A 21,294-nucleotide genomic window follows, 5' to 3' on the forward strand; every position below is an offset into this window, starting at 1 on the left:
GAGAAGGGATGTTTAAAATGACAGGAAGATTAGATGAAGATTTAAAAGATGTAACATTACTAGGGAATCAAAATACAAAATATTTATTTGAATATAGCCCAGAAATATTAGAGGTATTTGATAATAATCATCCAAACCGTGATTATTTTGTAAAATTCAATTGTCCTGAATTTACAAGTTTATGCCCGAAAACAGGACAACCAGATTTTGCAACAATTTATATTAGCTATATTCCAGAGCAAAAAATGGTAGAGAGTAAATCTTTAAAGTTGTATTTATTTAGTTTCCGCAATCATGGTGATTTCCATGAAGATTGCATGAACGTTATTATGAACGATTTAATTAAATTAATGGATCCACGTTATATTGAGGTATGGGGGAAATTCACACCACGTGGTGGTATTTCAATTGATCCATACTGCAACTACGGGCGCCCAGGGACGAAGTATGAACAAATGGCTGATTACCGCATGATGAACCACGATCTATATCCGGAAACAATTGATAATCGTTAATAGAAAGAAAGGGCCTGTATAGTATACAGGCCCTTTCTTTCTATTATATTATGCATTTTGATTAATGACAGTATAGTTTTTATGACTTACAACTGTAAGAGGTTCCATATCTAGTTCTCTAAAATTCTTCATAATTGTTATATCAACAATAACAGAGTTTTGATTTACTTTTTGAACACGGCCTTGCATTCCACCTTTAAATTCGATGATATCTCCAGTTTCTGCGATCTGCATAAGCAACTCTCCTTGTTACAGTTTTCCCAAAAAAAGAATAAATTTGGGTTTTTTATTTCCTCCTATTTTGAACCATATTTCCTACTTTGTAAATGTTTCCAAAGTAAAAATTCGAAAAATATTCACTTTTTGTAAGAAAATATGTAGAAAATCCATGTTTTTTGAAAAAAATAGCAAAAATGCGAGAATCTTTATATCGAGGTATAATGAAAAAGTAGAATAACCTGCTGAAGTGGGAGAAATTAGAGGCGGTAAAATGATGTTTGAATTTGTGGGGAGTGTTATAGCTTTAATTTTATTTTTATTTTCTTATATGCATTTAAAAAAGATTCGTCAATATGATACGAGTACATATTTTGATGGGATGGATGGTATCCATGCTTCGATAACACATGATAATGGTGGGGAGATGTAAAGGTATATAACTTTATTTTCTTGCGTGGTATGATGTTTAGAACTAGTGCATAATAGAGTTCATAAGTGATGAATGGAGAGTGAAAAGAATGAAGATTTCTTTTATTCGTCATGGTCGCTTAGATTGTACTATAGAACCAATGACGGTTACATCCTTTCATGAATGGATAAAAGGATATGATTTACATACTATAACAGAAAAACAACCTATACCATTGGAAACAAGAGAAGCGGTTGAAGTAGCGAAATTGATTGTAACGAGTGATCAAAAGTGTGCTGTACAGTCAGCAGCTGAATTAATGGATTCTTTATGTTTTATACAAAATTCTCTTTTTAGGGAAGTGGCAGTTCCGGCGAGCTTTTATGCGCCAAAATTGTTGAAGTGTAAACTTAACGTATGGATGTGTATTGGACGAGCATTATGGATACTTGGTTACCATAAAAATGTTGAATCTTATAAGGAAGTAAGAGAGAGGGCAAGGCAAGCAGCTTACGTATTACATCGTTATGCTCTCGTACATGGAAGTATTGCTCTTGTAGGTCATAATTATTTTAATTCGATGATTGGAACGGAGCTGAGGGCAATGGGATGGTCTGGTTCGCCTATTTTGCATAGAAAGCCATGGGGATGTACAACATATACGTTTCACGAGGCGATGGATGGAAATATATTAAATACGAATTTAACATAAAAGCACACGATTTATATAAATCGTGTGCTTTCTTTTTAAGATACAGAAATTTTGACGTTTAATGGTTTTACGAGATGAGCATAAGGTTCGCCTACTAGCATAACAATTTCATCTTTTTTATAACCTAACTTTTCGTATAGTGAATAGGCGCGTGTGTTTTCTAAATTAACAAGTAAAGCGATTTTTTCATGCCCTTTTTCAGTTGCATAGATTTCGGCAGCTTCAATTAATTTAGAACCGATACCTTTTCCGCCGTGTGCACTTGAAACTGATAGTGTATCAATGTAATACTCATCAAGCTCAGCTTCTTTTTCTAACGTAATTGATTCATCTTTATGTAATTCTCTTAAGTGATGTACAATTGGTGCGTCAAGCTGTGTTGCTTCACTACCGTGATAAGCGACAATAACTCCAACTGCACTCTCGTCTTGTTCATAGACAAAACAGTTTTCGTAGCTCAGACGGTTATTTTCTTTTGAGAACCATGTCTCAAGTCCTAGTAATACTTCTGCTTCATCTGTGCTACCTGTGATTTTTTCAGCAATTTCATGCAGAGCATTATACAATAAAGGAGCTATTGCCATTGCATCTGTCTTTTTTGCTTTCCGAATCATAGTATCCCTCCTAGTTCTATTTGTATATTGTAGCATAGTGGTATGGAACTTTGCATAATTGAATGCCGAAATGTTTGATATAGAGAAGTAGCTATGTTAGTATATGATATTTAGTGGACATATAGTAAAACGATATTGTTTGCGAAATAACGAAAATAAAATCATGGCATAACAACGAGATAAAGTGAAACGTTAATCAGTAAGATTTTTTGTTCATTCCACGACTGATTAGTAGTCAACACCAATCGCACTACCTGCAAATAGCGGGATAAATTTACAGTTGTTGACCTATAGAATATACGATAAAATAAAATATTGCAGAGAGGTGAAATACATGGATAAAGAATTAGCAAATACAATTTTAGATCAGCTAAAAAATGGTGAAATAAAGGAGTATGTTGTTACGAAAGATGTATTTTATACGTTCAGAGAAGTTGTTGTAAATAGAGAAGACTTTAAGCATTTCATTGGTAACGCACAGCGAGGCGGGCAAGTGATTTATACATATTCAGAAACGCCACGTTCATAAAGGGGAATTTTGATCAGCAGGGCATCTCTCACTGATTAGTAGCCTTTCACCAATCGGACGTTTAATGCGGGATAAATAAAAGATAAAGGAGAGGGGAATTATGGGCGATTTTAAACAAGGCATTTTACCACATTGGGATTATATGTGGAAAGATAGAGCCGGCAATCGATTTATGGGAATGGTTATGTATCCAGAGAAACGAAAATGTTCAGCAAAAATGCTTCAGAAAATAAAAAGAGCATATGAAGAAGCAGTAGAAATTAAAGTAACTGTACAAGTTCGACATACATATCAGTACGTAGAAGGAATGATTGTATACTTTGATGAAGAGGCTCCGGTATGTACAATGATTGATAAAGATGAAAATCCGCATCATATATTTGTAAAAGATATTTTGCGCATTGAGCACTCTGAATAAACTTTTCATAAATAAATTGAAGTTCCATAATAATAATCTTTTTCTATAATAGTTATCTTTTAGTATGTAACGAGAAACGAAAGTATATGTATAATATATTTAATAAGGTAAATTTGATAAATGTAATCGTTTTTTAGAGCAGATTATAGTTTCATATCTGTTCTTTTTTGCGTGATGCTGGAGAAATATATTTCTTCAGCATCTACCGTTTTATGACAAAATATATTGTTAACTTTTTTAAAAATAAGGTTAAATTCGTTGACAACTTTTTTGAAAAGCACTTTATTGACATGAGTTTTAGAATGTTGTTTCATAGTCATTGTATTGAAAAAAAACGGCTATCATGTCGAAAAGTAAAAGTTAAAAAAAGAAAGAATTTATACATATATCTTGTGTCTTATTTTGAAACGTAATACAATATATAGAGAAATCAAGAACAACATATAGAGAATATAGATTTGAGAGGGAGGGTCGGAAATGTTAGTTGCATATGATTCTATGACAGGAAACGTGAAGCGTTTCATTCACAAATTAAATATGCCGGCCGTTCAAATTGATGAAGATCTAGTAATAGATGAAGACTTTATTCTTATTACGTATACAACAGGTTTTGGCAATGTACCAGAACGTGTTTTAGACTTTTTAGAGCGCAATAATGAAAAATTAAAAGGCGTATCTGCAAGCGGCAATCGTAACTGGGGAGACATGTTCGGTGCAAGTGCTGACAAGATTTCTACTAAATATGAAGTGCCTATTGTATCAAAATTTGAGTTATCTGGAACAAATAACGATGTAGAATATTTTAAGGAAAGGGTGCGGGAGATTGCGACACATTGAACTGAATAATGAAATCACGCAAATGCAGGACGGTTTTTATCAGCTTCATAAAGATAAAGAGGCATTAGAAGTCTTTATGGAAGAAGCTAGAGAGAATACCGTTCCTTTTAATAGCGTGGCAGAGCGAATGGAGTATATGAAAGAACATGATTACTATTACAACGTTCTGGACGAGTATAGCTTGGAGGAAGTAGAGGAAGTATATAACATCGCTTATGGTGAAAACTTCGAGTTCCAATCTTATATGGCAGCATCTAAGTTCTACAAAGATTATGCGTTAAAAACGAATGATCAAAAACAATACTTAGAAAGCTATGAAGATCGTGTAGCAATTGTTTCATTATACTTAGGACGCGGTGATGTTTCGAAGGCAAGACAATTCGCAAGCATGATTGTAAAACAAAACTACCAACCAGCGACACCAACCTTTTTAAATGCGGGAAGAAGCAGAAGAGGAGAAATGGTGTCTTGTTTCTTGTTAGAGATGGACGATAGCTTAAATTCGATCGGCTTTAACATTAATACTGCGATGCAATTATCGAAAATCGGCGGGGGAGTAGCTTTAAACTTATCTAAGCTACGCGCACGCGGTGAGCAAATTAAAGGTATCGACAACGCTGCAAGTGGCGTAGTACCTGTTATGAAATTGCTTGAAGATTCGTTTTCATATGCGAATCAGCTTGGCCAACGAAAAGGTGCCGGTGCAGTATATTTAAACATTTTCCATTGGGATATTATTGAATTCCTTGATACAAAAAAAATAAATGCCGATGAGAAGAGCCGTATTCAGTCTCTATCAATCGGAATTATCGTTCCAAGTAAGTTCTTTGAGCTTGCTGAGAAAAACGAACCTTTCCATGTTTTCGCGCCTTATACGGTTTATAAAGAATATGGCAAGCATTTAGATGATATTGACATTGATGAAATGTACGATGAATTAATGAGCAATCCGAAAGTGAAGAAGAAGCCACTAGATATTAGTGCACGTGATATGCTTATTAAAATCGCTATGATTCAGCTTGAGTCTGGTTACCCATACTTAATGTTTAAATCAAATGCAAATAATCAACATCCATTGAAGGATATTGGAACTGTGAAGATGTCGAACTTATGTACAGAAATCTTCCAGCTTCAAGAAACTTCAGAAATAAATGATTACGGTACAGATGACATTATCCGTCGTGATATTAACTGTAACTTAGGATCGTTAAATATCGTAAACGTAATGGAAAATAAAGAAATTCGTGAAGCAGTTCATGCGGGAATGGAAGCTTTAACAGCTGTTTCTGATATGACGATTATTCCGAATGCACCAACTGTGAAAAAAGCAAATGACGAGCTTCATTCAGTTGGACTTGGAGCAATGAACTTACACGGATATTTAGCAAAAAATAAAATCGCTTATGAAAGTGCAGAAGCGAAAGAATTTGCTCGTACATTCTTTATGATGTTAAATTACTACTCTATTGAGAAAAGTATGGAAATCGCTACAGAAAAAGGCGAGACATTTAAGGACTTCGATAAATCTGATTATGCGAATGGAACATACTTCGAAAAGTATGAAACGACAGATTACAGCCCAGTAACTGAAAAAGTTCAGCAACTATTTGAAGGAATTCATATTCCAACAAAAGAAGATTGGACAAGTTTAAAAGAGCAAGTACAGAAGAATGGTTTATACAACTCATATCGTCTTGCCATTGCTCCAACACAATCAATCAGTTACGTTCAAAATGCAACTTCAAGCGTAATGCCGATCGTAAGTCAAATCGAATCAAGAACATATGCGAATGCGACAACATATTATCCAATGCCGTATTTATCAAAAGATACGTTCTGGTACTATAAATCTTCTTACGATATGAATCAGTTTAAATTAATTGATTTAATCGCAGAAATTCAAGAACATATTGACCAAGGAATTAGTACAATTCTTTACGTTAATAGTGATATTTCAACACGTGAATTAGCACGTTACTACATCTATGCACATAAAAAAGGCTTAAAGAGTCTGTATTATACGAGAACACGTAAATTAAGCGTGGAAGAGTGTGTGGCTTGTACCGTTTAATATAAAAAGTGAGACATGATGAGCAGGGTTTTCTGAACCCTGCTCATGCTTAGTTATCATATTTAGAGAAGGGGCGATTTAATGCGTGCGGTAAACTGGAACAAAAAAGAAGATGATTTTAGTTTAATGTTTTGGAAGCAAAACATCGCTCAGTTTTGGACAGAAGAAGAAATTGCGGTTTCGTCTGACAAAAATACTTGGGTGCAATTATCGAAAGAAGAGCAAATTGCTTATAAGCGTGTATTAGGTGGTTTAACACTTTTAGATACGAAACAAGGTGGCGAAGGAATGCCACTTGTACTGGTTCATCTTGAAAATTTACAAGCGAAAAGTGTATTAGCTTTCATGGGAGCTATGGAAGAAGTACATGCGAAAAGTTATAGTCACATTTTCACAACATTAGCTACAGAAGAAGAGATTGATGATATTTTTGACTGGGTAGACAATCATCCGTTACTTGAGAAAAAAGCTGGTATTATTACTAGTTACTATCGTCGTTTATTAAAGCCTGAAGTAACAAAAAAAGAGTTATACATGGCAATGGTAGCAAGTGTGTTCTTAGAAAGTTACTTATTCTATAGCGGATTCTTCTATCCACTTTACTTAGCTGGTCAAGGAAAACTAACAGCAAGTGGTGAGATTATCAACTTGATAATTCGTGATGAGTCAATTCACGGCGTATTCGTCGGTATTTTAGCACAACAAATCTTCGCAGAACTTTCTGCAGAAGAGCAACAAGAAGTGCAAAAAGAAACACAAGATTTATTAATGGAACTATATGAAATTGAAATGGCCTATACAGAAGAAATTTACACTTCTATCGGTCTTGTAGAAGATGTAAATCGTTTCGTTCGTTACAATGCGAATAAAGGGCTTATGAACTTAGGACTTGAGCCGAAGTTTGAAGAAGAAGAAATTAACCCAATCGTTTTAAATGGTTTACGTACAGATACGAAAAACCATGATTTCTTCTCTGTAAAAGGAAATGGTTACGTAAAAGCAACGAACGTTGAAAAGTTAGCTGACGATGACTTCGTGTTTAACTTTTAATATAGGATTATAAAGAAAAACTGTCTTATTCATTGATAAGACAGTTTTTCTTTATAATTTTGTTTACATAACACTATTATTTTTGTATAGCGATTTATATTTGGGAAGTTCTATTCGTTTAACGGATAGAACTTTTTTGTAATTAAATGGGTATTTACAAACCTTTTGTATCGGTGTATTATTTAACTAGTACACCGATACAAAAGGAGGGAAGAAATGAAAATAGAGTTTTCTCCAAATACACCAATTTACATTCAGGTAATGGAATACATAAAAAAAGAGATCGTAACAGGACATTTATTGCCTGGTGATAAAATTCCCTCTGTCCGTGAATTAGCGAGTGAATTACAAGTGAATCCAAATACGATTCAGCGTACATTTCAAGAGCTAGAACGGGATGGAGTTGTTGTCACACGTAGAGGAATGGGACGGTATGTAACGAATGAAGGGGAGAAAATTATGGAGCTGCGAAAAGAGATGGCGAAAGAATTACTTCATTCTTTTATAGATGGAATGGACAATTTAGGTTTTTCAGAAGAAGAAATTCTTACAATTCTTCGTTCTTCATTACATGATAAGAGGGAGGAGAGCCAATGACAGAGCTATTGAAAATAGAAAACTTATGGAAGAGATACGGATTAAAAGCAGTGATCCGTGAATTAAACATAGAGATTACGGAAGGGAAAATCGTTGGGCTTGTTGGAGATAACGGGAGCGGGAAAACGACGTTATTGAAAATGATTGCAGGCTTGCAACACCCTTCTGAAGGTAGTATTACAATAGACGGTAAAAAGGTAGGGTTACAGACGAAAGAAATTGTTTCATTTATGTCCGATAAGCCAATCTTTGATGATTGGATGACTGTAAAAAACGCTTTATTTTTCTATCGAGATTTTTATAAAGACTTCGATATTCAAAAAGCGGTAGATACGATTGCAGAATTTAAAATACCGTTAGAAGAAAAAATTACAGCATTGTCAAAAGGTATGGTTGAGAAGTTGCAGATTATTTTAACGTTTTCTCGAAAAGCGAAGCTATATGTACTGGATGAGCCATTGGGCGGGATTGATCCTCTTTCTAGAGAACATGTATTGGATCTAATTCTACAGTTCTATAGGGAAGATTGTACGATATTAATTTCCACTCACTTAATAAATGAAATTGAAAATATTTTTGATGAAGTGATCTTTTTAAAAGATGGAGAAATGGTTCTATATGAAAATGTAGAAGAAATTCGTTTTCAGAGAGGAAAAGCAGTTCATGAATTGTTTAAGGAGGTGTTTAGTAAGTGAAGTCAGTACTTTCCTATTTATGGAATGTAAATAAGAAAAGATATATTGTTACTTTTTTATTCTTTGTGCTAATTGAAGCTGTGTTATTTTCACAAATGATTGTAAGAAAAAGTGATGCGGCTATCAGTAGACAAGAGGGTATATTTGGAATCATTATGATTATATTTTTCTTTTATATTGTTTATATGTTTATACAAACAATGAAATCATATTCACGCTTACTAACTAATCCAATGTTACGACTTACAGCAATATCTGGGAAACAATATGTAATTTCTATGCTTATTTTCTCATTTATCGCAATGGCTATATGGTATGGGATATGTGGAATTCTTTTCTACGTAAGTTATGTATTAGCTTTTCCTACGACTTCTGTATATGTAGAAGCAAAAGAGATTATGCAAGTAGGCATAATTAATAATTTAATATATACGATAAGCGATTTATTTGAGTTTTTGTTTAGTGTTTTACAAATCATATTGGTAATTACTCTAGTAAAGTTACTTACGAAAAAGAAAAAGGCGCAAAATATACTAATCGTTATTATTTTTCTAGTAATAAATATCGCGATTACTTTAGCGACAACCTTGCTAGGAAAATTAGCTCCAGCTTTCCAAGTATTGCGAAGAGTAGAATATCATAGTGAAAGCAAGAGTCTGTTTATTAATATGTTTCAAGAAAATGGATTTAACATTTTTAATATAAGTTTCATGGTAATGGTTAGTGCTCTAATAATATATGTAATTGCTTATATTATCGATAAAAAACTAGAAGTCTAAAGGAGGAATCAGCATTGGGAAACGTAGTAGTAAAGTTAGAGAATGTTCGAAAAAAGATTGGTGGAACGGAAATTATTCGTGGTTTATCATTTGAGGTTCGTGAAGGAGAAGTATACGGATTCCTTGGACCGAACGGTAGCGGTAAGACGACGACGATCCGTATGATGACAGGTCTTATTTCAATGACAGAGGGCGATATTACAATTTGTGGACATAGTATTCGCTCGGAGCGTGAAAAGGCACTAGAGCAAATTGGAGCGATTGTAGAAAATCCTGAACTATATGATTATATGACAGGAATGCAAAACTTAAAGCATTTTGCGAACATGGCCATTACACCAATTAGTAAAGAGCGCATTGCTGAGATTGTAAAGCTTGTTGAGTTAGAGCATGCGATTCATAAAAAGGTGAAAACATATTCACTTGGTATGAAACAACGTTTAGGAATTGCACAGGCATTACTGCATCAGCCGAAAATCTTAATTTTAGATGAGCCGACAAATGGATTAGATCCAGCTGGTATTCGCCAAATTCGTGATTATTTACAACGTTTAGCGAAAGAAGAGAATATTGCTGTAATCGTATCAAGTCACTTATTGAGTGAAATTGAATTAATGTGTGATCGCGTCGTTATTATTAAACAAGGTGAGTTTGTACAAGAGTACAACTTACATGAAAAAGTGAAACATGATGAGGCAGTCGTTGTAGCGTTTGAAGTAGATGAAGTTCAGAAAGCGAATGAAATCATTAAAGGTAAAGCAAAAGGGAATGTAATTGTAGCATCTGTAACAAAAGACAACATTCCGCAACTTGTAAAAAAACTTGTTCATGCTGATGTGCTTGTATACGGAGTTACTGTTCAAAATAAAACGTTAGAGGATGAGTTCTTAGCGATTACTGGGGGAGTGAAAGCGTAATGTTTAAATTAATTCAAAATGAATTTTTAAAGTTGCATGCGAAAAAAGGTATGTATATTTTAATTGGTGTCATTGCTTTATTGGAGATTTTAGGAGCAGTAGTACTGGCGAAATGGGGTGAAGCTGGTAGTTTAAATGGATCTTACTTAGATTTTGTAAGTTCAGATATCGGCTTAATTATGATATTCGCAACGGTTTTTGGAATTACAACAGCTTCGCGTACAATTACAGATGAATTCCAAAAAGGAACGATTAAACAATTATTAATTCGTCCAAGAAAACGAATGACAGTTTTATTTTCTAAATATATTACAGTGTTATTAACGATGTTATTTATTGTATTTGCTAGTACGTTAATTGCTATGATTATTGGATTAATTGTAATGGACGGTAGTAAAACTGAATTAACGTTAGGAATTGTTTTAAAAACAATATTATATCAGCTGCTATCACCATTTTTCTTTGCAACACTTGCATTTTTCTTAGCAAACGTATTTAGAAAATCTGTATTACCATTAATTATTACGATGTTCCTATTCTTCTTACAAGGTGCAATTAATATGGTATTAATAATGTTTGCAAAAGGTGTAGCGAAGTTTGTAGTATTCAACCATTTGGATTTAAGAGCTTACGATAGCAATAAATTAATCAATGGTGGAATGGAACCAACATTTACAGAATTTACGTTTACAACTTCATTATTACTTGTAGCTGCATACTTTGTTGTGTTACTTGTAGCATCAAGTGCATTATTCCAAAAACGTGACGTATTATAATAAAAGAAATCCCCGCTTGTAAAAACGGGGATTTTTATTACATAAATTTCACTTGGATTGCAACTTGAAGAACAGCGATATGGTATTTTAAGAGATATGCTGTTTAAAAAAATGAGAAAAATAGGAAGGATTTCAACTATATTCATATTATAATTTAGTTATCCTGCTATTTATAGGGAAAGGATTGCCTATAAAGTACTAATTAAAGTTTATTTTTACTATCTTTGGGGGTGTTTTATATGCACTATGCATTTTCACGTATAAGGCTACGTAGCTTTTTTGGATGGATGATTATAGGGGTGTTCCTTATAATGATTCCATTAGATCTAACAAATGTTTCTGAGAATACGATGGAGGTTATTTCACAAATAACTGTATTTTTTGTATTTCCGTTACTTTGGCTATACGTAAAAACAAATAAAAATAATGTTGTATTTAACAGTTTTTTTGATAAGCCAGGACGTTTATCTTGGGGATTAATTGTATTAGCAACGATAATGGGGATGATTTTTTCAGTTGGCATATCTCAGATTCAATTTTACATATTAGCACATACGTTACCGAATTTCTTAGTTACTATGCTAGAAGACGGAAATGTTATTAATACGAGTAACGTATATATGACGATATTTACTTTCATTTCAGCATGTGTGTTAGCACCTATTATGGAAGAGGTTATTTTTAGGGGATTTTTCTTACAGCGAATGGCTTATAAATGGGGAATTAAAAAAGCTGTAATTATATCTTCAATTATTTTTGGCTTAGGACATTTTGATGTTATTGGTGCGTTCATGTTTGGTGTCGTTATGTGTCTTTTATACATAAAGACAAAAAATATATGGACGAATATAGCTGTGCACGCTCTAAATAATTTGATTGCAACAAGTATGCAATTTTTCGGTGGAGAAGAAAGCGGTACAATCTCAATTACTGAATTACAAGCGCAAAGTAATTTATGGATTGGTATCGGTCTTACAGTTGTTGGATTACTATGGTTAATTCCTTATGTTTGGAAACAATGGCGTACAGTAAAAGAAGTTGGCGTGCCACCAGTACGTTTTATAAATGAGCAAAAAGTAGTGAGTTCATCACAAGAAAATGAAGTGTATAGTCAAGTGATCTTAACCGATAGATTGATGGCCATAGAGTTACCAGATGAGGCTGTAAATAAGCTTCGGTTAGAAGAAAATGATTATGTAACAGTATCTGTAGAAGAAGATAAAATCGTTATAAAGAAAGCACATAATAGATAATTAAAAAGTAGCTCCTAAAGAGCTACTTTTTAATTTGTAATAATTTCTACTCGAAAATTATTACCGTTCTTTACATATTTAATATCTGTAACAGTGCGGACCGTCTTTAAAATCTCCACTTTTTCACCAATTCGCGGGATGGTTGGAACATTGTCCCAAATACCAAGCAAGTCATCTAATTGTGCCGTTTTTTCATAAAACCAGATTTTCAATGTAAAGCCCCTTTCTCGAACTTTATGTATTTTAATACATAATATATTATTTTTATTCTTATTGTAAGGGGTTTTTTTATATTTTTTGAATAAAAATAAATTAATCTTCTGGGAAGATATGTTCAATATCAGGAGTAAGAGATACTTCTGATAATACGATATGAGAAACTGTCGTTGCATATGAAGAAACATCATTGATAAATTCTTCAAGTTCAACGAGTGAAGGAACAGAAATTTTTACAATGTAGCATAAGCTTCCTGTTACTCGGTAACAAAAACTTGCAGATGGATAAGACTGAATAAATTGTTGCATACGTGTTGTATCACCATTTTTTAAAGTGATTTCTAAAATACAATCTAAAACGAGTCCTGCCTTTTTATAATCAATATCGATTGTGTATTTTTGAATAACACCTTCGCTTTCGAGCTTACGAACACGTTCTGAAGTAGACGGAGCAGATAAGTTTACTCGTTTCGCCAATTCACGCATCGAAAGGCGACTATCATTATATAATTCATTTAAAATTTTTCGATCAACACGGTCTAATTGCATTTGTAAATATACCTCCAGTAAAATAATGATTTTTGTAAAGGGAAAATATAAATTAAGATTCATATGAAATGTAAAGTGAACGTTATTTATTTTACAATAAAACAGAAGGAAATAGGAGGGGAAATGATGGAGAGAATTTCATTATCAAATGTAGGAGATACAAAGTTTCAAAAGTTATTAGGGCATAATTCGGATATATTACATTCGTGGAGTACGTTAGAAGATACACTGTACAATACAGGAACTCTTTCAGCAGAGTTGAAGGAGCAAGTGAGAAGAACATTAGCGTATGGGAATGAATGTCCGTACTGTATGGCAAAGGGAAGACCTGATGATGTGCAAAAGGCAGAGGAGATTGGTGTAGCTGTTACTTTTGCGCATACATTTGTTCATGACCGAAAAGCAATAGATGATACTATGTTTCACGTATTAAAACAATATTGGACAGAAAAAGAAATTGTAGAGCTTTGCGCCTATGTTTGCTTTATTACTGCGTCACAACAACTGGGTTTTCTATTTCAATTACAGCCAAATTAAGGGGGAAATGATGACAAATCAAATAGCACTTATCATAATCGATGTACAAAAGGCATTTGAATTACCAGATTGGGGCGAGAGAAATAATATTTTTGCTGAAGAAAACATGAGAATTTTGTTAGAAGAATGGAGAAAAAGGGAACGACCAGTTTTTCATATTCAACATGTAAATAAAGAAAATGCTCAGTCAATGTTTTATGAGAGAGCGGAAACGGTAAACTTTAAAGAAGAAGTGCAACCACTACTTGGTGAAGTGGTTATTCAGAAATTCGTTAACAGCGCGTTCATTGGGGCAAATTTAGAAGAGCAATTAAGAAAGAACAAATGTAATGCAGTAGTGGTTGTAGGATTAACGACAAATCATTGCGTGGAAACTACGACACGAATGGCAGGGAATTTAGGATTTACAACATATTTAGTGAGTGATGCAACGGCTACGTTTAACCGTAAAGGTTTAGATGGTAAGGAGTATAGTGCAGAGGATATTCACAATATGACACTTGTAAATTTACATGAAGAGTTTGCTACGATTGTGACGACAAAAGAAGTATTAAAATTATTTTAAGAAAATAATTGCGAATTATGTAGAAAAAAATAAGAATATTTCGTATAATCTAAGTACAATCATTTTGAAAATAGGGGTGGCATCATATGGAGCAAATTTCAGTAAAGAAATTAGAAGAGGTACTTGTTGTAGCAGGGGATGATAAACAGAAGCAAAAGGAATTTTATGAATTGCTCTTATCTACTGAGTTTTATGTTGCTGGTTCACTAGAAGCAGAGGACGGGGCAACAGAAGGAATACTTCGTTTGCGTCATTTCCAAGGAGAAGGTAGATGGATCGTTCCGTTCTTTACACAAATGGAATTTGTAAAAGATGTGTTGCCAGAAGGAACGCCCCTTATTACGATACGTGGGAAAGAGTTATTTGGTAGCATTGAGAAAGATGCTACAGCTGTATTAAATGTTGGCACTGATATAAGTAAAACATTTATTCCAGAAGAAATTGCAGATATCGCATCTGGACGAATTTTTAATTATTATAAGTAAAAGGAAAAGCGTAATCGCTTTTCCTTTTTAATTTGAATATGGAGTGGCTATACCAGAAGAAATAGAGACTGTTTTATTATTCGTGTTTATTGTTGCTGTAGCTCCAAGTGGAATACCGATGTTTGGACTTATATGTCCAATTGGTAAATCGAATAGGACAGGTATATGATATGGCGCGAAATATTCATATAATATTGTTTGCAATGATTGAGAGGGCTTTGAAGGAGTGCAGTCGTGACAACTTGTGAAAATAACGCCCCTGCATTCATTAAACTTTCCAGATAAAAGTAGCTGATTTAACATACGGTCAATGCGGTACGGTTCTTCACCAATGTCTTCAAGTAATAAAAGTGTATTGTCCGTATTTATCTCGTAGGGCGAGCCAATTATACTTGTTAACACAGCTAAATTTCCTCCAACTAACGTACCTGTAACTGTACTGTGAGAGCTAGGTACGATACATTCTGATGCAGATAAAATGGTTGAATACGGATGGAATAGCTGATTAAAAGAGGATAAAGATAGGGAATCAATGCCTTTTCCTAGTTCTTCAATCATCGGACCATGAAATGTTATAAGCTTTGCATAACGTGAAACAGCAGTATGTAAAGCTGTAATATCGCTATATCCCCAAAAGATTTTTGGATTCTGCCTAATAACTTCATATTGAATGTGAGGAAGAAGACGAGCACTTCCATAACCACCTCGTGCACAAAAAATTGCCTTCACTTCATTATTTGTAAATGCTTCATGTATATCGTCAAGCCGAACTTGATCACTTCCGGCTAAAAATCCATATTTCTCGTAAACACTCTTCCCGATTATTACGGATAACCCCATCTCTTGTAATACATTCACACCTTTTAATACATTTTCGATTGTAGGTGGACCAGATGGTGCAATAATCATTACTGTATCACCTTGTTTTAATGCATTTGGATAAATCATTAAGCTCAGCCTCCTTCTCTTTCAATATATTCGCTTCATATGAAGTTCAACCCTTGCAAAAGCAGGGGAAAGCTTATCAAATAAAGAAGATATAAAGGAAATAGGAGGGGAAATGATGTTTACAAGTCGAGTAACAGACATATTAAAAATTGAGTATCCCGTTGTTCAAGCCGGTATGGCAGGCGCGATTACGACGCCAGAACTTGTTGCAGCAGTAAGTAATAGTGGAGGATTAGGGACGCTTGGAGCGGGCTATATGAGCCCAGAACAAATTCGTAAAGCGATTTATAGAATAAGAGAACTAACAGATAAGCCTTTCGGTGTTAATTTACTTGTAACGAAAGAGATAGAAATAGAAGAAGAGAAGGTAGATGAGGCGAAAGTATTACTAAGCGGAGTGAATAGAGAATTAGGTATAGAAGTAGAAGGAACGTTAAAGCTTCCAAAAAGCTATAAGGAACAATTACAAGTGCTATTAGATGAAAAAGTACCGGTCGTTAGCTTTGCATTTCAAACGTTAGAAAAAGAAGAAATAAATGATTTAAAAAGAAGTGGAATAAAAGTTATCGGAACAGCTACCCATGTGAAGGAAGCGAAAGTACTTGCTGAGCTAGGAGTAGATATTATTATTGGGCAAGGTAGCGAAGCAGGAGGGCATAGAGGAACGTTTATTGGGAAAGAACGAGATGCTATGATTGGTACGTTTGCGTTAATACCTCAGTTAGTAGGGGCTGTTCCGCATATCCCAATTGTCGCAGCAGGTGGTGTAATGAACGGACAAGGGCTTGTTGCGGCATTGGCACTAGGAGCAGAAGGTGTTCAAATGGGATCAGCCTTTTTAACAAGTGAAGAGAGTATTACGCACGATGTGTATAAAGAAGCGGTTTTACATAGTACAGATACGAGCACAACTGTAACTCGTGCGTTTTCCGGGAAATATGCACGCGGTATTCGGAATGAATTTATAGAGAGACATGAAGGAAAAGAAGAAGGGCTTCCGGTATATCCAGTGCAAAACGTATTAACTTCTAAAATACGCCAAGAGGCAGCGAAGCAAAATAAGGAAGAATATATGTCACTTTGGGCAGGGCAGGCAGCATCATTGGCACGAATCGAATCAGCTCAGCATGTAGTGGAGCGAGTTATGAAAGAAGCGGCGAATGCAATCGAGCAATTACAAAATATATACAAAAAGACCACTTGAGTAATTCAAGCGGTCTTTTCGTTAGTTTGCTTTATAAAATTGTTGGATGGCTTCGTCGATGTAAACCCAGCCTTTCCAACCTAAGTGCATATGATCTTTTAAGAAGTATTTATCGTATTCATGATTTGAGAAGTCGGCAATTGGATAACCAGCTTTTTCAATTTGCTCATGAACTTTCTTATAGTATGCTTCGCGGCGTTCTTTCGGGAATCCAGCGTAGTCGTACCAAGGACCTTTGACAGGAACAGAAATGAAGAGTGGTTTTGCACCAGATTGTTTTAATAAATCAAGTACAATTTGTAAATCTTCATATTCTGGCGATTGGTCATAAGCATCATTTTTTAAGTAACCTTCACGTTGCTTTAATTTTTTCTTAATTTTGCTATTGAAATAATCATCTTCAATACCGTATTCATTAGATCCAGATTCTGCTGCACCTGTTTGATCCGCATGTTTACGAGCCTCTTCCCAGTTCATTTGTTTTAATGAAGAATCGAGCTTCTCTTTGTGCGGTTTAATATTAAACATAGCTGTAAATAAATCTTTACGATCTAAAATGTTACGGTAAATATAAGCGAAAGGTTTAGCAGCAAGTGCTTTTACTTTATACTTCGTATCATCATAAGCGATACCTTCAAGCGAAATTTTTAATAAAGTTTCTTTTTTTACAATCTCAAAGTTTAATAAACGCTTTGCAATTTGTTTTTTCATTTCAGGTTTTAAATCATTGTTGAAAATGAAGTGGTAACCTTGTTGTTTTGAAAAGTTAGGTGCAAAGTGCGTTTCGTCAATACCTTGTGGTACAAACCATTGTGGAGAAAGAACGAATACCATTTTCTTATCTTTCAATTGATCCATTGTAGATGCGAAGTTTAATACATGTACAAGGTCTTGTGTTCCGCCGCGTCCAAGAAGGAATGGCGTAAATCCTTCAGGCTTTACTTTAAAATAATTAGATGGATGGAAAGCATCCATACGTGCGAATTCCGATGAACCGTACATCGGAAGATATTTTGGATCTGCTAACATCTTTTGCTGTAAAATCATACTTTGAATTTTTTCTTCTTTTAAAGAAGTAGCAGCTTGTTCTACTTTTTCATCACTTAAAAGTGGAAGTAGGAAGCGCGTTGGAATAAGTAAGAATACAGCAAAAAGGGCCAATGCTAAAAGCATCGGACCAAATTTTGCTTTGTTCATCGGATTTCTTCCAACTTTTTAATAACCATGTTTGGTGTAGCCCACTCGTCACGGTCAAAATCAGAAATAGAAACTTCAATATCTAAACGCTCTTGGAATTCAACTAATAAAGATACTACAGCGAAAGAATCAAGGATACCTTCTTCAAATAATTGAACATCTAAGTTTTCTTTCACAATATCGTTTTCACATACTTCTTCTAAAATATCTAATACTTGCTCTTTGAATTCTGCCATTTTTAAAATCTCCTTTATATCCGAAATTATTATATGTGCAACTTCTTAATGGAATAAGAAGGGTGCATTAAAAGTATCTGTTAAGGTGTCCAGAGAAGATTAGGAAACCGAAACATACAACGTGGAACGTAATTACAATCGCAAGGATGTGTGTAAATTTATTGTTTGGCCAAAACTTATGCTTCTTGTTTTTTCGTTCAAAAATATCGAATAAAATAAACAGTGCGGCATGGTATAGACCATAAATAACATACTGCGCAACAGCGCTTCCTTGGATGTGCCAAATTCCCATAATGAAGAAGTTTAAAAATGCCCCGATATACGAAATGGTGTAACGGTTCTTAATTAACTTTTTCTTCGTTGCAAAAAAGACGAAACGCATGTAAATAAAATCACGGAACCAGAATGATAAACTCATGTGCCAGCGGTTCCAGAAGTCTTTAATATTACGACTAAGGAATGGCTTATTGAAGTTTTCTGGCGTTTTAATTCCCATCATGTAACTTACACCAATTACAAAAGAGCTATAACCAGCAAAATCAAAGAATAGATATAAGCTATAGCTATACATGTAAATCATATTTGAAAATATTGTATCGTGTTGAGCGAATGCTGGATCCATACAATATTGCTTTATTAAGTAAGCAATAATAAATTTATACAAGAAACCTTGGAAAATACGATTTAGTCCTGTATATAGTAAATTTTGATATTCTTCAGCGCTAGGTGGCTTTTGAATATCTTTTTGGAATCTTCGGTAACGATCGATAGGTCCTGTTGAAATCGCAGGGAAGAATAAAACGAATTCCCAGAAGTTAAAGAAAGAAAGCTCTTTAATTAAACCATCACGAACTTCAAATACCATTTGAACTGCTCTGAATGTTACGTAAGATATACCTAGGAAAACAACAAGTTTTAACTCAGGTAAAAACGATGCAAACGGCGCGATTTTTGCCAAAATAAGAGGCAAAATCGATAAAATAACAGCTATGCAAAATGTGAATGTACTATTATTTTGTTTTCTTAAAATTAAATAGCCTTTAATAAGGACATATTGCCAAATAATAAATGCAGCTAGCATCATTGCTTGCTTTGGTTTATCTGAGAAGATAATAGCAATCATGACTAATGTTAAAACGGCATTATATTTGCGCAACATTTTACCTTTTAATCCAGCTATGATAGTAGGTATTAATAAAATGCCCACTATAGCGAAAAAATAAAATGATCCATATGCGGTCATGCTGTAACCTCACTCAATAATTTTTTGCGATCTACCTTTCCATTTGGTGTCATTGGAATAGAAGATTGATACATGAATTTACGTGGAATCATGTAGTTTGGTAATCGCTCATTGAGTTCTTTTTTGATTGCAGATGTTAATTTGAATTCTTTTTCAAACGAATGCTCCCCAGGAACAACAACCGCTAATAAATAATCGTATTTCTCACCTTTTTTAATTGGAACGATAACTGCTCCTTCTACGTAAGAACACGCACGAAGGTGATGCTCAATTTCTTCTAATTCCATTCGATAACCATGCAGCTTAATTTGGAAATCAAGACGACCATTATAGAATAGAAGACCATTTTCAACATAGCCAGCATCGCCTGTTTTATAGGCGCGCTCACCGTCAATCATAGTAAATGCTTTTTCTGTTAATTCAGGGCTTCCTAAATATCCAACGCTTACGCTTGGACCGACAATTACGATTTCACCTTTTTCACCATCAGGTGCGATCGTGCCATCTTCTTTCATAATAAGAAGGCGACAGTCTGATTTACAATAGCCAACTGGAAGTGATTTGTATTGATCAAGCACTTCTTCTGTAACGTGAATACCTGTTACAGCGACAGTAGCTTCTGTTGGACCATACGTATTCATAATTGTTGCTTTAGGGAAACGCTCAATTAATTTTCTAGCTACTTCATTTGGTAACACTTCACCGCAGAATAAGAATGTTTTCATGTTCGGTAGCATACTCTCAGAGAAAGATGCTTCCATTAAACACATTTCAGCGAAAGAAGGTGTGGAAGTCCATACTTGAATATCCGATTGCTCTAAAGAAGCAAACAAGTCTTTTGGACGCGCAATCATATCTTTATCGATTGCCCAAAGTGTACCACCTGTTACTAATGATGGGTAAATATCCATTACAGATAAATCAAATGAGAAAGGTGCTTGGTTTAAGAATACTTGCCCTGTTTGTAAGTTGAAATCTTCTACAGCCCATTTTGTAAAGCTAACAAGGCAGTTATAAGTAATCTGAACCCCTTTCGGATTACCTGTGCTTCCTGATGTGTAAATAATGTAGAAGTTCTCATCACCTTTTACCGCATGTTCAGGATTTGGAGTGTTCCCTTTATGAGTAAAGAAAATATCTTTTAAGTTGTCTTCACTTACGATGCGAACTGGTAAATCAGTTACAGTTACTGCTGTTGCCGATAAAAGTAATTTCGCACCAGAATTTTCAGCAATACGTTGTACACGATCAGCTGGGATAGATAAATCTACAGGAATGTAAGCATGTCCAGCTTTTACACATCCTAAAAAGTTAATAATCATTTCAGGTTGCATATGGCCATACACCATAATTGGTGAACGATCGTCTGGATACTCAGAAGAAATCCAATGTGCCAACGCATCAGAATCTTCCTTTAATTGTTTGTACGTAATTTTCGCATCTCGCCAAACAAAAGCGGTTTGATCAGGCGTTTCTGCAGCCCACTTTTCAATTTGTTCTAATAACTTCATAACGTTCCCACCCTAGAATTCATTGTAAATAAATGTACTTGTGTTTGTATCATGGAATCCATACAACCAAAGTAATGCAAATAAAATTGCAAGATAATAAACCGTCTTTGCAACCCATTGTGTGAGTGGTCGAGACCATATCTCTTTTAATCTTTCCATGTCTTTCCCTCTCTTAATGAAATAATAGCTCTTTGTAGGTATCATGTCCTACA

General features: G+C 34.5%; 28 protein-coding genes. 18 read left to right on the forward strand and 10 right to left on the reverse strand.

The window, feature by feature from the left end; genetic code table 11:
• Positions 1 to 17: 17 nt before the first annotated feature.
• Positions 18 to 515 carry a preQ(1) synthase gene (gene queF, locus NST90_RS06745; RefSeq protein WP_001986050.1) on the forward strand — a complete coding sequence of 166 codons (498 nt, stop codon included), beginning with the start codon at positions 18 to 20 and terminating at the stop codon, positions 513 to 515.
• 48 nt (positions 516 to 563) lie between these two features.
• On the opposite strand, the gene NST90_RS06750 is transcribed toward queF, so the two are convergent.
• Positions 564 to 749 (reverse strand): DUF2187 family protein, encoded by a 186-nt coding sequence (locus NST90_RS06750; RefSeq protein WP_001165082.1) that lies wholly within the window; start codon positions 747 to 749, stop codon positions 564 to 566.
• Between the two features lie 256 nt (positions 750 to 1,005).
• On the opposite strand from NST90_RS06750, the gene NST90_RS06755 reads away from it, so the two are divergent.
• Both NST90_RS06755 and NST90_RS06760 read left to right on the forward strand, forming a co-directional pair.
• The gene (locus NST90_RS06755; protein ID WP_000971062.1) at positions 1,006 to 1,164 is read left to right on the forward strand and encodes a hypothetical protein; all 159 of its coding nucleotides are present in this window, start codon (positions 1,006 to 1,008) and stop codon (positions 1,162 to 1,164) included.
• An 88-nt stretch (positions 1,165 to 1,252) separates the two neighbouring features.
• Complete coding sequence (locus NST90_RS06760; RefSeq protein WP_071732553.1) at positions 1,253 to 1,855, forward strand: histidine phosphatase family protein; 603 nt, start codon at positions 1,253 to 1,255, stop codon at positions 1,853 to 1,855.
• Between the two features lie 35 nt (positions 1,856 to 1,890).
• Here NST90_RS06760 and NST90_RS06765 read toward each other — a convergent pair whose 3' ends face one another.
• On the reverse strand, positions 1,891 to 2,469 hold the full coding sequence (locus NST90_RS06765; protein WP_000619542.1) for a GNAT family N-acetyltransferase: 579 nt from the start codon (positions 2,467 to 2,469) through the stop codon (positions 1,891 to 1,893).
• 334 nt (positions 2,470 to 2,803) lie between these two features.
• Here NST90_RS06765 and NST90_RS06770 point away from each other — a divergent pair, with 334 nt between their 5' ends.
• The 11 genes from NST90_RS06770 (at position 2,804) to NST90_RS06820 (ending at position 12,391) form a co-directional block, all read left to right on the forward strand.
• Positions 2,804 to 2,998 carry a hypothetical protein gene (locus tag NST90_RS06770; protein WP_000356684.1) on the forward strand — a complete coding sequence of 65 codons (195 nt, stop codon included), beginning with the start codon at positions 2,804 to 2,806 and terminating at the stop codon, positions 2,996 to 2,998.
• 100 nt (positions 2,999 to 3,098) lie between these two features.
• Entirely contained in the window at positions 3,099 to 3,416 is a 318-nt protein-coding gene (locus NST90_RS06775; RefSeq protein ID WP_000502205.1) for a hypothetical protein, read from the forward strand.
• Positions 3,417 to 3,893: 477 nt separating this feature from the next.
• Positions 3,894 to 4,253, forward strand: coding sequence for a class Ib ribonucleoside-diphosphate reductase assembly flavoprotein NrdI (gene nrdI, locus NST90_RS06780; protein WP_000959447.1), 360 nt, complete (start codon positions 3,894 to 3,896; stop codon positions 4,251 to 4,253).
• Positions 4,240 to 6,324: a class 1b ribonucleoside-diphosphate reductase subunit alpha gene (gene nrdE / locus NST90_RS06785; RefSeq protein ID WP_001215839.1), complete on the forward strand. Its 2,085-nt coding sequence runs from the start codon at positions 4,240 to 4,242 to the stop codon at positions 6,322 to 6,324. The genes nrdI and nrdE overlap by 14 nt, the downstream gene beginning before the upstream one ends.
• Positions 6,325 to 6,405: 81 nt before the next feature.
• Positions 6,406 to 7,374 (forward strand): class 1b ribonucleoside-diphosphate reductase subunit beta, encoded by a 969-nt coding sequence (nrdF, locus tag NST90_RS06790; protein WP_001203028.1) that lies wholly within the window; start codon positions 6,406 to 6,408, stop codon positions 7,372 to 7,374.
• A 216-nt stretch (positions 7,375 to 7,590) separates the two neighbouring features.
• Positions 7,591 to 7,971: a GntR family transcriptional regulator gene (locus NST90_RS06795; protein ID WP_000687512.1), complete on the forward strand. Its 381-nt coding sequence runs from the start codon at positions 7,591 to 7,593 to the stop codon at positions 7,969 to 7,971.
• Positions 7,968 to 8,666 (forward strand): ABC transporter ATP-binding protein, encoded by a 699-nt coding sequence (locus NST90_RS06800; RefSeq protein WP_000137745.1) that lies wholly within the window; start codon positions 7,968 to 7,970, stop codon positions 8,664 to 8,666. The genes NST90_RS06795 and NST90_RS06800 overlap by 4 nt, the downstream gene beginning before the upstream one ends.
• Positions 8,663 to 9,445: a hypothetical protein gene (locus tag NST90_RS06805; protein ID WP_000843921.1), complete on the forward strand. Its 783-nt coding sequence runs from the start codon at positions 8,663 to 8,665 to the stop codon at positions 9,443 to 9,445. The genes NST90_RS06800 and NST90_RS06805 overlap by 4 nt, the downstream gene beginning before the upstream one ends.
• A gap of 14 nt (positions 9,446 to 9,459) precedes the next feature.
• Positions 9,460 to 10,362, forward strand: a complete 903-nt coding sequence (locus NST90_RS06810; protein ID WP_000528788.1) for an ABC transporter ATP-binding protein — start codon at positions 9,460 to 9,462, stop codon at positions 10,360 to 10,362.
• Positions 10,362 to 11,138 (forward strand): ABC transporter permease, encoded by a 777-nt coding sequence (locus NST90_RS06815; protein WP_071732554.1) that lies wholly within the window; start codon positions 10,362 to 10,364, stop codon positions 11,136 to 11,138. The genes NST90_RS06810 and NST90_RS06815 overlap by 1 nt, the downstream gene beginning before the upstream one ends.
• A gap of 239 nt (positions 11,139 to 11,377) precedes the next feature.
• Entirely contained in the window at positions 11,378 to 12,391 is a 1,014-nt protein-coding gene (locus NST90_RS06820) for a CPBP family intramembrane glutamic endopeptidase (RefSeq protein WP_000558806.1), read from the forward strand.
• Positions 12,392 to 12,420: 29 nt separating this feature from the next.
• On the opposite strand, the gene NST90_RS06825 is transcribed toward NST90_RS06820, so the two are convergent.
• Both NST90_RS06825 and NST90_RS06830 read right to left on the reverse strand, forming a co-directional pair.
• The gene (locus NST90_RS06825) at positions 12,421 to 12,603 is read right to left on the reverse strand and encodes a DUF3913 family protein (RefSeq protein ID WP_000707107.1); all 183 of its coding nucleotides are present in this window, start codon (positions 12,601 to 12,603) and stop codon (positions 12,421 to 12,423) included.
• Positions 12,604 to 12,703: 100 nt separating this feature from the next.
• Positions 12,704 to 13,156: an Lrp/AsnC family transcriptional regulator gene (locus tag NST90_RS06830; protein ID WP_001175505.1), complete on the reverse strand. Its 453-nt coding sequence runs from the start codon at positions 13,154 to 13,156 to the stop codon at positions 12,704 to 12,706.
• A 123-nt stretch (positions 13,157 to 13,279) separates the two neighbouring features.
• On the opposite strand from NST90_RS06830, the gene NST90_RS06835 reads away from it, so the two are divergent.
• The 3 genes from NST90_RS06835 to NST90_RS06845 all read left to right on the forward strand — a co-directional run bounded on the left by NST90_RS06835 (position 13,280) and on the right by NST90_RS06845 (position 14,743).
• Positions 13,280 to 13,693, forward strand: a complete 414-nt coding sequence (locus tag NST90_RS06835) for a carboxymuconolactone decarboxylase family protein (protein WP_006928837.1) — start codon at positions 13,280 to 13,282, stop codon at positions 13,691 to 13,693.
• A 10-nt stretch (positions 13,694 to 13,703) separates the two neighbouring features.
• Positions 13,704 to 14,258 carry a cysteine hydrolase family protein gene (locus NST90_RS06840; protein ID WP_071732555.1) on the forward strand — a complete coding sequence of 185 codons (555 nt, stop codon included), beginning with the start codon at positions 13,704 to 13,706 and terminating at the stop codon, positions 14,256 to 14,258.
• Between the two features lie 86 nt (positions 14,259 to 14,344).
• Entirely contained in the window at positions 14,345 to 14,743 is a 399-nt protein-coding gene (locus NST90_RS06845; protein WP_000435265.1) for an SseB family protein, read from the forward strand.
• Between the two features lie 27 nt (positions 14,744 to 14,770).
• Here the strand turns inward: NST90_RS06845 and NST90_RS06850 are convergent, their stop codons facing one another.
• Positions 14,771 to 15,691: an LD-carboxypeptidase gene (locus tag NST90_RS06850; RefSeq protein ID WP_000640062.1), complete on the reverse strand. Its 921-nt coding sequence runs from the start codon at positions 15,689 to 15,691 to the stop codon at positions 14,771 to 14,773.
• 115 nt (positions 15,692 to 15,806) lie between these two features.
• On the opposite strand from NST90_RS06850, the gene NST90_RS06855 reads away from it, so the two are divergent.
• Positions 15,807 to 16,895, forward strand: a complete 1,089-nt coding sequence (locus NST90_RS06855) for a nitronate monooxygenase (protein ID WP_044306634.1) — start codon at positions 15,807 to 15,809, stop codon at positions 16,893 to 16,895.
• A 21-nt stretch (positions 16,896 to 16,916) separates the two neighbouring features.
• On the opposite strand, the gene dltD is transcribed toward NST90_RS06855, so the two are convergent.
• From dltD to NST90_RS06880, 5 genes are all read right to left on the reverse strand, one after another.
• Positions 16,917 to 18,092 carry a D-alanyl-lipoteichoic acid biosynthesis protein DltD gene (dltD, locus tag NST90_RS06860; RefSeq protein WP_071732556.1) on the reverse strand — a complete coding sequence of 392 codons (1,176 nt, stop codon included), beginning with the start codon at positions 18,090 to 18,092 and terminating at the stop codon, positions 16,917 to 16,919.
• On the reverse strand, positions 18,089 to 18,328 hold the full coding sequence (dltC, locus tag NST90_RS06865; protein WP_000807310.1) for a D-alanine--poly(phosphoribitol) ligase subunit DltC: 240 nt from the start codon (positions 18,326 to 18,328) through the stop codon (positions 18,089 to 18,091). Before dltC ends, dltD begins: the two co-directional genes overlap by 4 nt.
• 67 nt (positions 18,329 to 18,395) lie before the next feature.
• Positions 18,396 to 19,571: a D-alanyl-lipoteichoic acid biosynthesis protein DltB gene (dltB, locus tag NST90_RS06870; RefSeq protein WP_000127933.1), complete on the reverse strand. Its 1,176-nt coding sequence runs from the start codon at positions 19,569 to 19,571 to the stop codon at positions 18,396 to 18,398.
• Positions 19,568 to 21,082, reverse strand: a complete 1,515-nt coding sequence (dltA, locus tag NST90_RS06875; protein WP_000770505.1) for a D-alanine--poly(phosphoribitol) ligase subunit DltA — start codon at positions 21,080 to 21,082, stop codon at positions 19,568 to 19,570. Before dltA ends, dltB begins: the two co-directional genes overlap by 4 nt.
• Before the next feature lie 12 nt (positions 21,083 to 21,094).
• Positions 21,095 to 21,241, reverse strand: coding sequence for a teichoic acid D-Ala incorporation-associated protein DltX (locus NST90_RS06880; protein ID WP_000440293.1), 147 nt, complete (start codon positions 21,239 to 21,241; stop codon positions 21,095 to 21,097).
• Positions 21,242 to 21,294 lie beyond the last annotated feature (53 nt).

The organism is Bacillus sp. FSL E2-8900 (assembly GCF_037966225.1).
Lineage (GTDB): Bacteria > Bacillota > Bacilli > Bacillales > Bacillaceae_G > Bacillus_A > Bacillus_A cereus.

Excerpts from the sequence above, each read along its gene's own strand:
- queF (WP_001986050.1), top strand. The coding sequence starts at position 18 with ATGACAGGAAGATTAGATGAAGATTTAAAAGATGTAACATTACTAGGG.
- NST90_RS06750 (WP_001165082.1), bottom strand. The coding sequence starts at position 749 with ATGCAGATCGCAGAAACTGGAGATATCATCGAATTTAAAGGTGGAATG.
- NST90_RS06755 (WP_000971062.1), top strand. The coding sequence starts at position 1,006 with ATGATGTTTGAATTTGTGGGGAGTGTTATAGCTTTAATTTTATTTTTA.
- NST90_RS06760 (WP_071732553.1), top strand. The coding sequence starts at position 1,253 with ATGAAGATTTCTTTTATTCGTCATGGTCGCTTAGATTGTACTATAGAA.
- NST90_RS06765 (WP_000619542.1), bottom strand. The coding sequence starts at position 2,469 with ATGATTCGGAAAGCAAAAAAGACAGATGCAATGGCAATAGCTCCTTTA.
- NST90_RS06770 (WP_000356684.1), top strand. The coding sequence starts at position 2,804 with ATGGATAAAGAATTAGCAAATACAATTTTAGATCAGCTAAAAAATGGT.
- NST90_RS06775 (WP_000502205.1), top strand. The coding sequence starts at position 3,099 with ATGGGCGATTTTAAACAAGGCATTTTACCACATTGGGATTATATGTGG.
- nrdI (WP_000959447.1), top strand. The coding sequence starts at position 3,894 with ATGTTAGTTGCATATGATTCTATGACAGGAAACGTGAAGCGTTTCATT.
- nrdF (WP_001203028.1), top strand. The coding sequence starts at position 6,406 with ATGCGTGCGGTAAACTGGAACAAAAAAGAAGATGATTTTAGTTTAATG.
- NST90_RS06795 (WP_000687512.1), top strand. The coding sequence starts at position 7,591 with ATGAAAATAGAGTTTTCTCCAAATACACCAATTTACATTCAGGTAATG.
- NST90_RS06800 (WP_000137745.1), top strand. The coding sequence starts at position 7,968 with ATGACAGAGCTATTGAAAATAGAAAACTTATGGAAGAGATACGGATTA.
- NST90_RS06815 (WP_071732554.1), top strand. The coding sequence starts at position 10,362 with ATGTTTAAATTAATTCAAAATGAATTTTTAAAGTTGCATGCGAAAAAA.
- NST90_RS06820 (WP_000558806.1), top strand. The coding sequence starts at position 11,378 with ATGCACTATGCATTTTCACGTATAAGGCTACGTAGCTTTTTTGGATGG.
- NST90_RS06830 (WP_001175505.1), bottom strand. The coding sequence starts at position 13,156 with ATGCAATTAGACCGTGTTGATCGAAAAATTTTAAATGAATTATATAAT.
- NST90_RS06835 (WP_006928837.1), top strand. The coding sequence starts at position 13,280 with ATGATGGAGAGAATTTCATTATCAAATGTAGGAGATACAAAGTTTCAA.
- NST90_RS06840 (WP_071732555.1), top strand. The coding sequence starts at position 13,704 with ATGACAAATCAAATAGCACTTATCATAATCGATGTACAAAAGGCATTT.
- NST90_RS06845 (WP_000435265.1), top strand. The coding sequence starts at position 14,345 with ATGGAGCAAATTTCAGTAAAGAAATTAGAAGAGGTACTTGTTGTAGCA.
- NST90_RS06850 (WP_000640062.1), bottom strand. The coding sequence starts at position 15,691 with ATGATTTATCCAAATGCATTAAAACAAGGTGATACAGTAATGATTATT.
- NST90_RS06855 (WP_044306634.1), top strand. The coding sequence starts at position 15,807 with ATGTTTACAAGTCGAGTAACAGACATATTAAAAATTGAGTATCCCGTT.
- dltD (WP_071732556.1), bottom strand. The coding sequence starts at position 18,092 with ATGAACAAAGCAAAATTTGGTCCGATGCTTTTAGCATTGGCCCTTTTT.
- dltC (WP_000807310.1), bottom strand. The coding sequence starts at position 18,328 with ATGGCAGAATTCAAAGAGCAAGTATTAGATATTTTAGAAGAAGTATGT.
- dltB (WP_000127933.1), bottom strand. The coding sequence starts at position 19,571 with ATGACCGCATATGGATCATTTTATTTTTTCGCTATAGTGGGCATTTTA.
- dltA (WP_000770505.1), bottom strand. The coding sequence starts at position 21,082 with ATGAAGTTATTAGAACAAATTGAAAAGTGGGCTGCAGAAACGCCTGAT.
- NST90_RS06880 (WP_000440293.1), bottom strand. The coding sequence starts at position 21,241 with ATGGAAAGATTAAAAGAGATATGGTCTCGACCACTCACACAATGGGTT.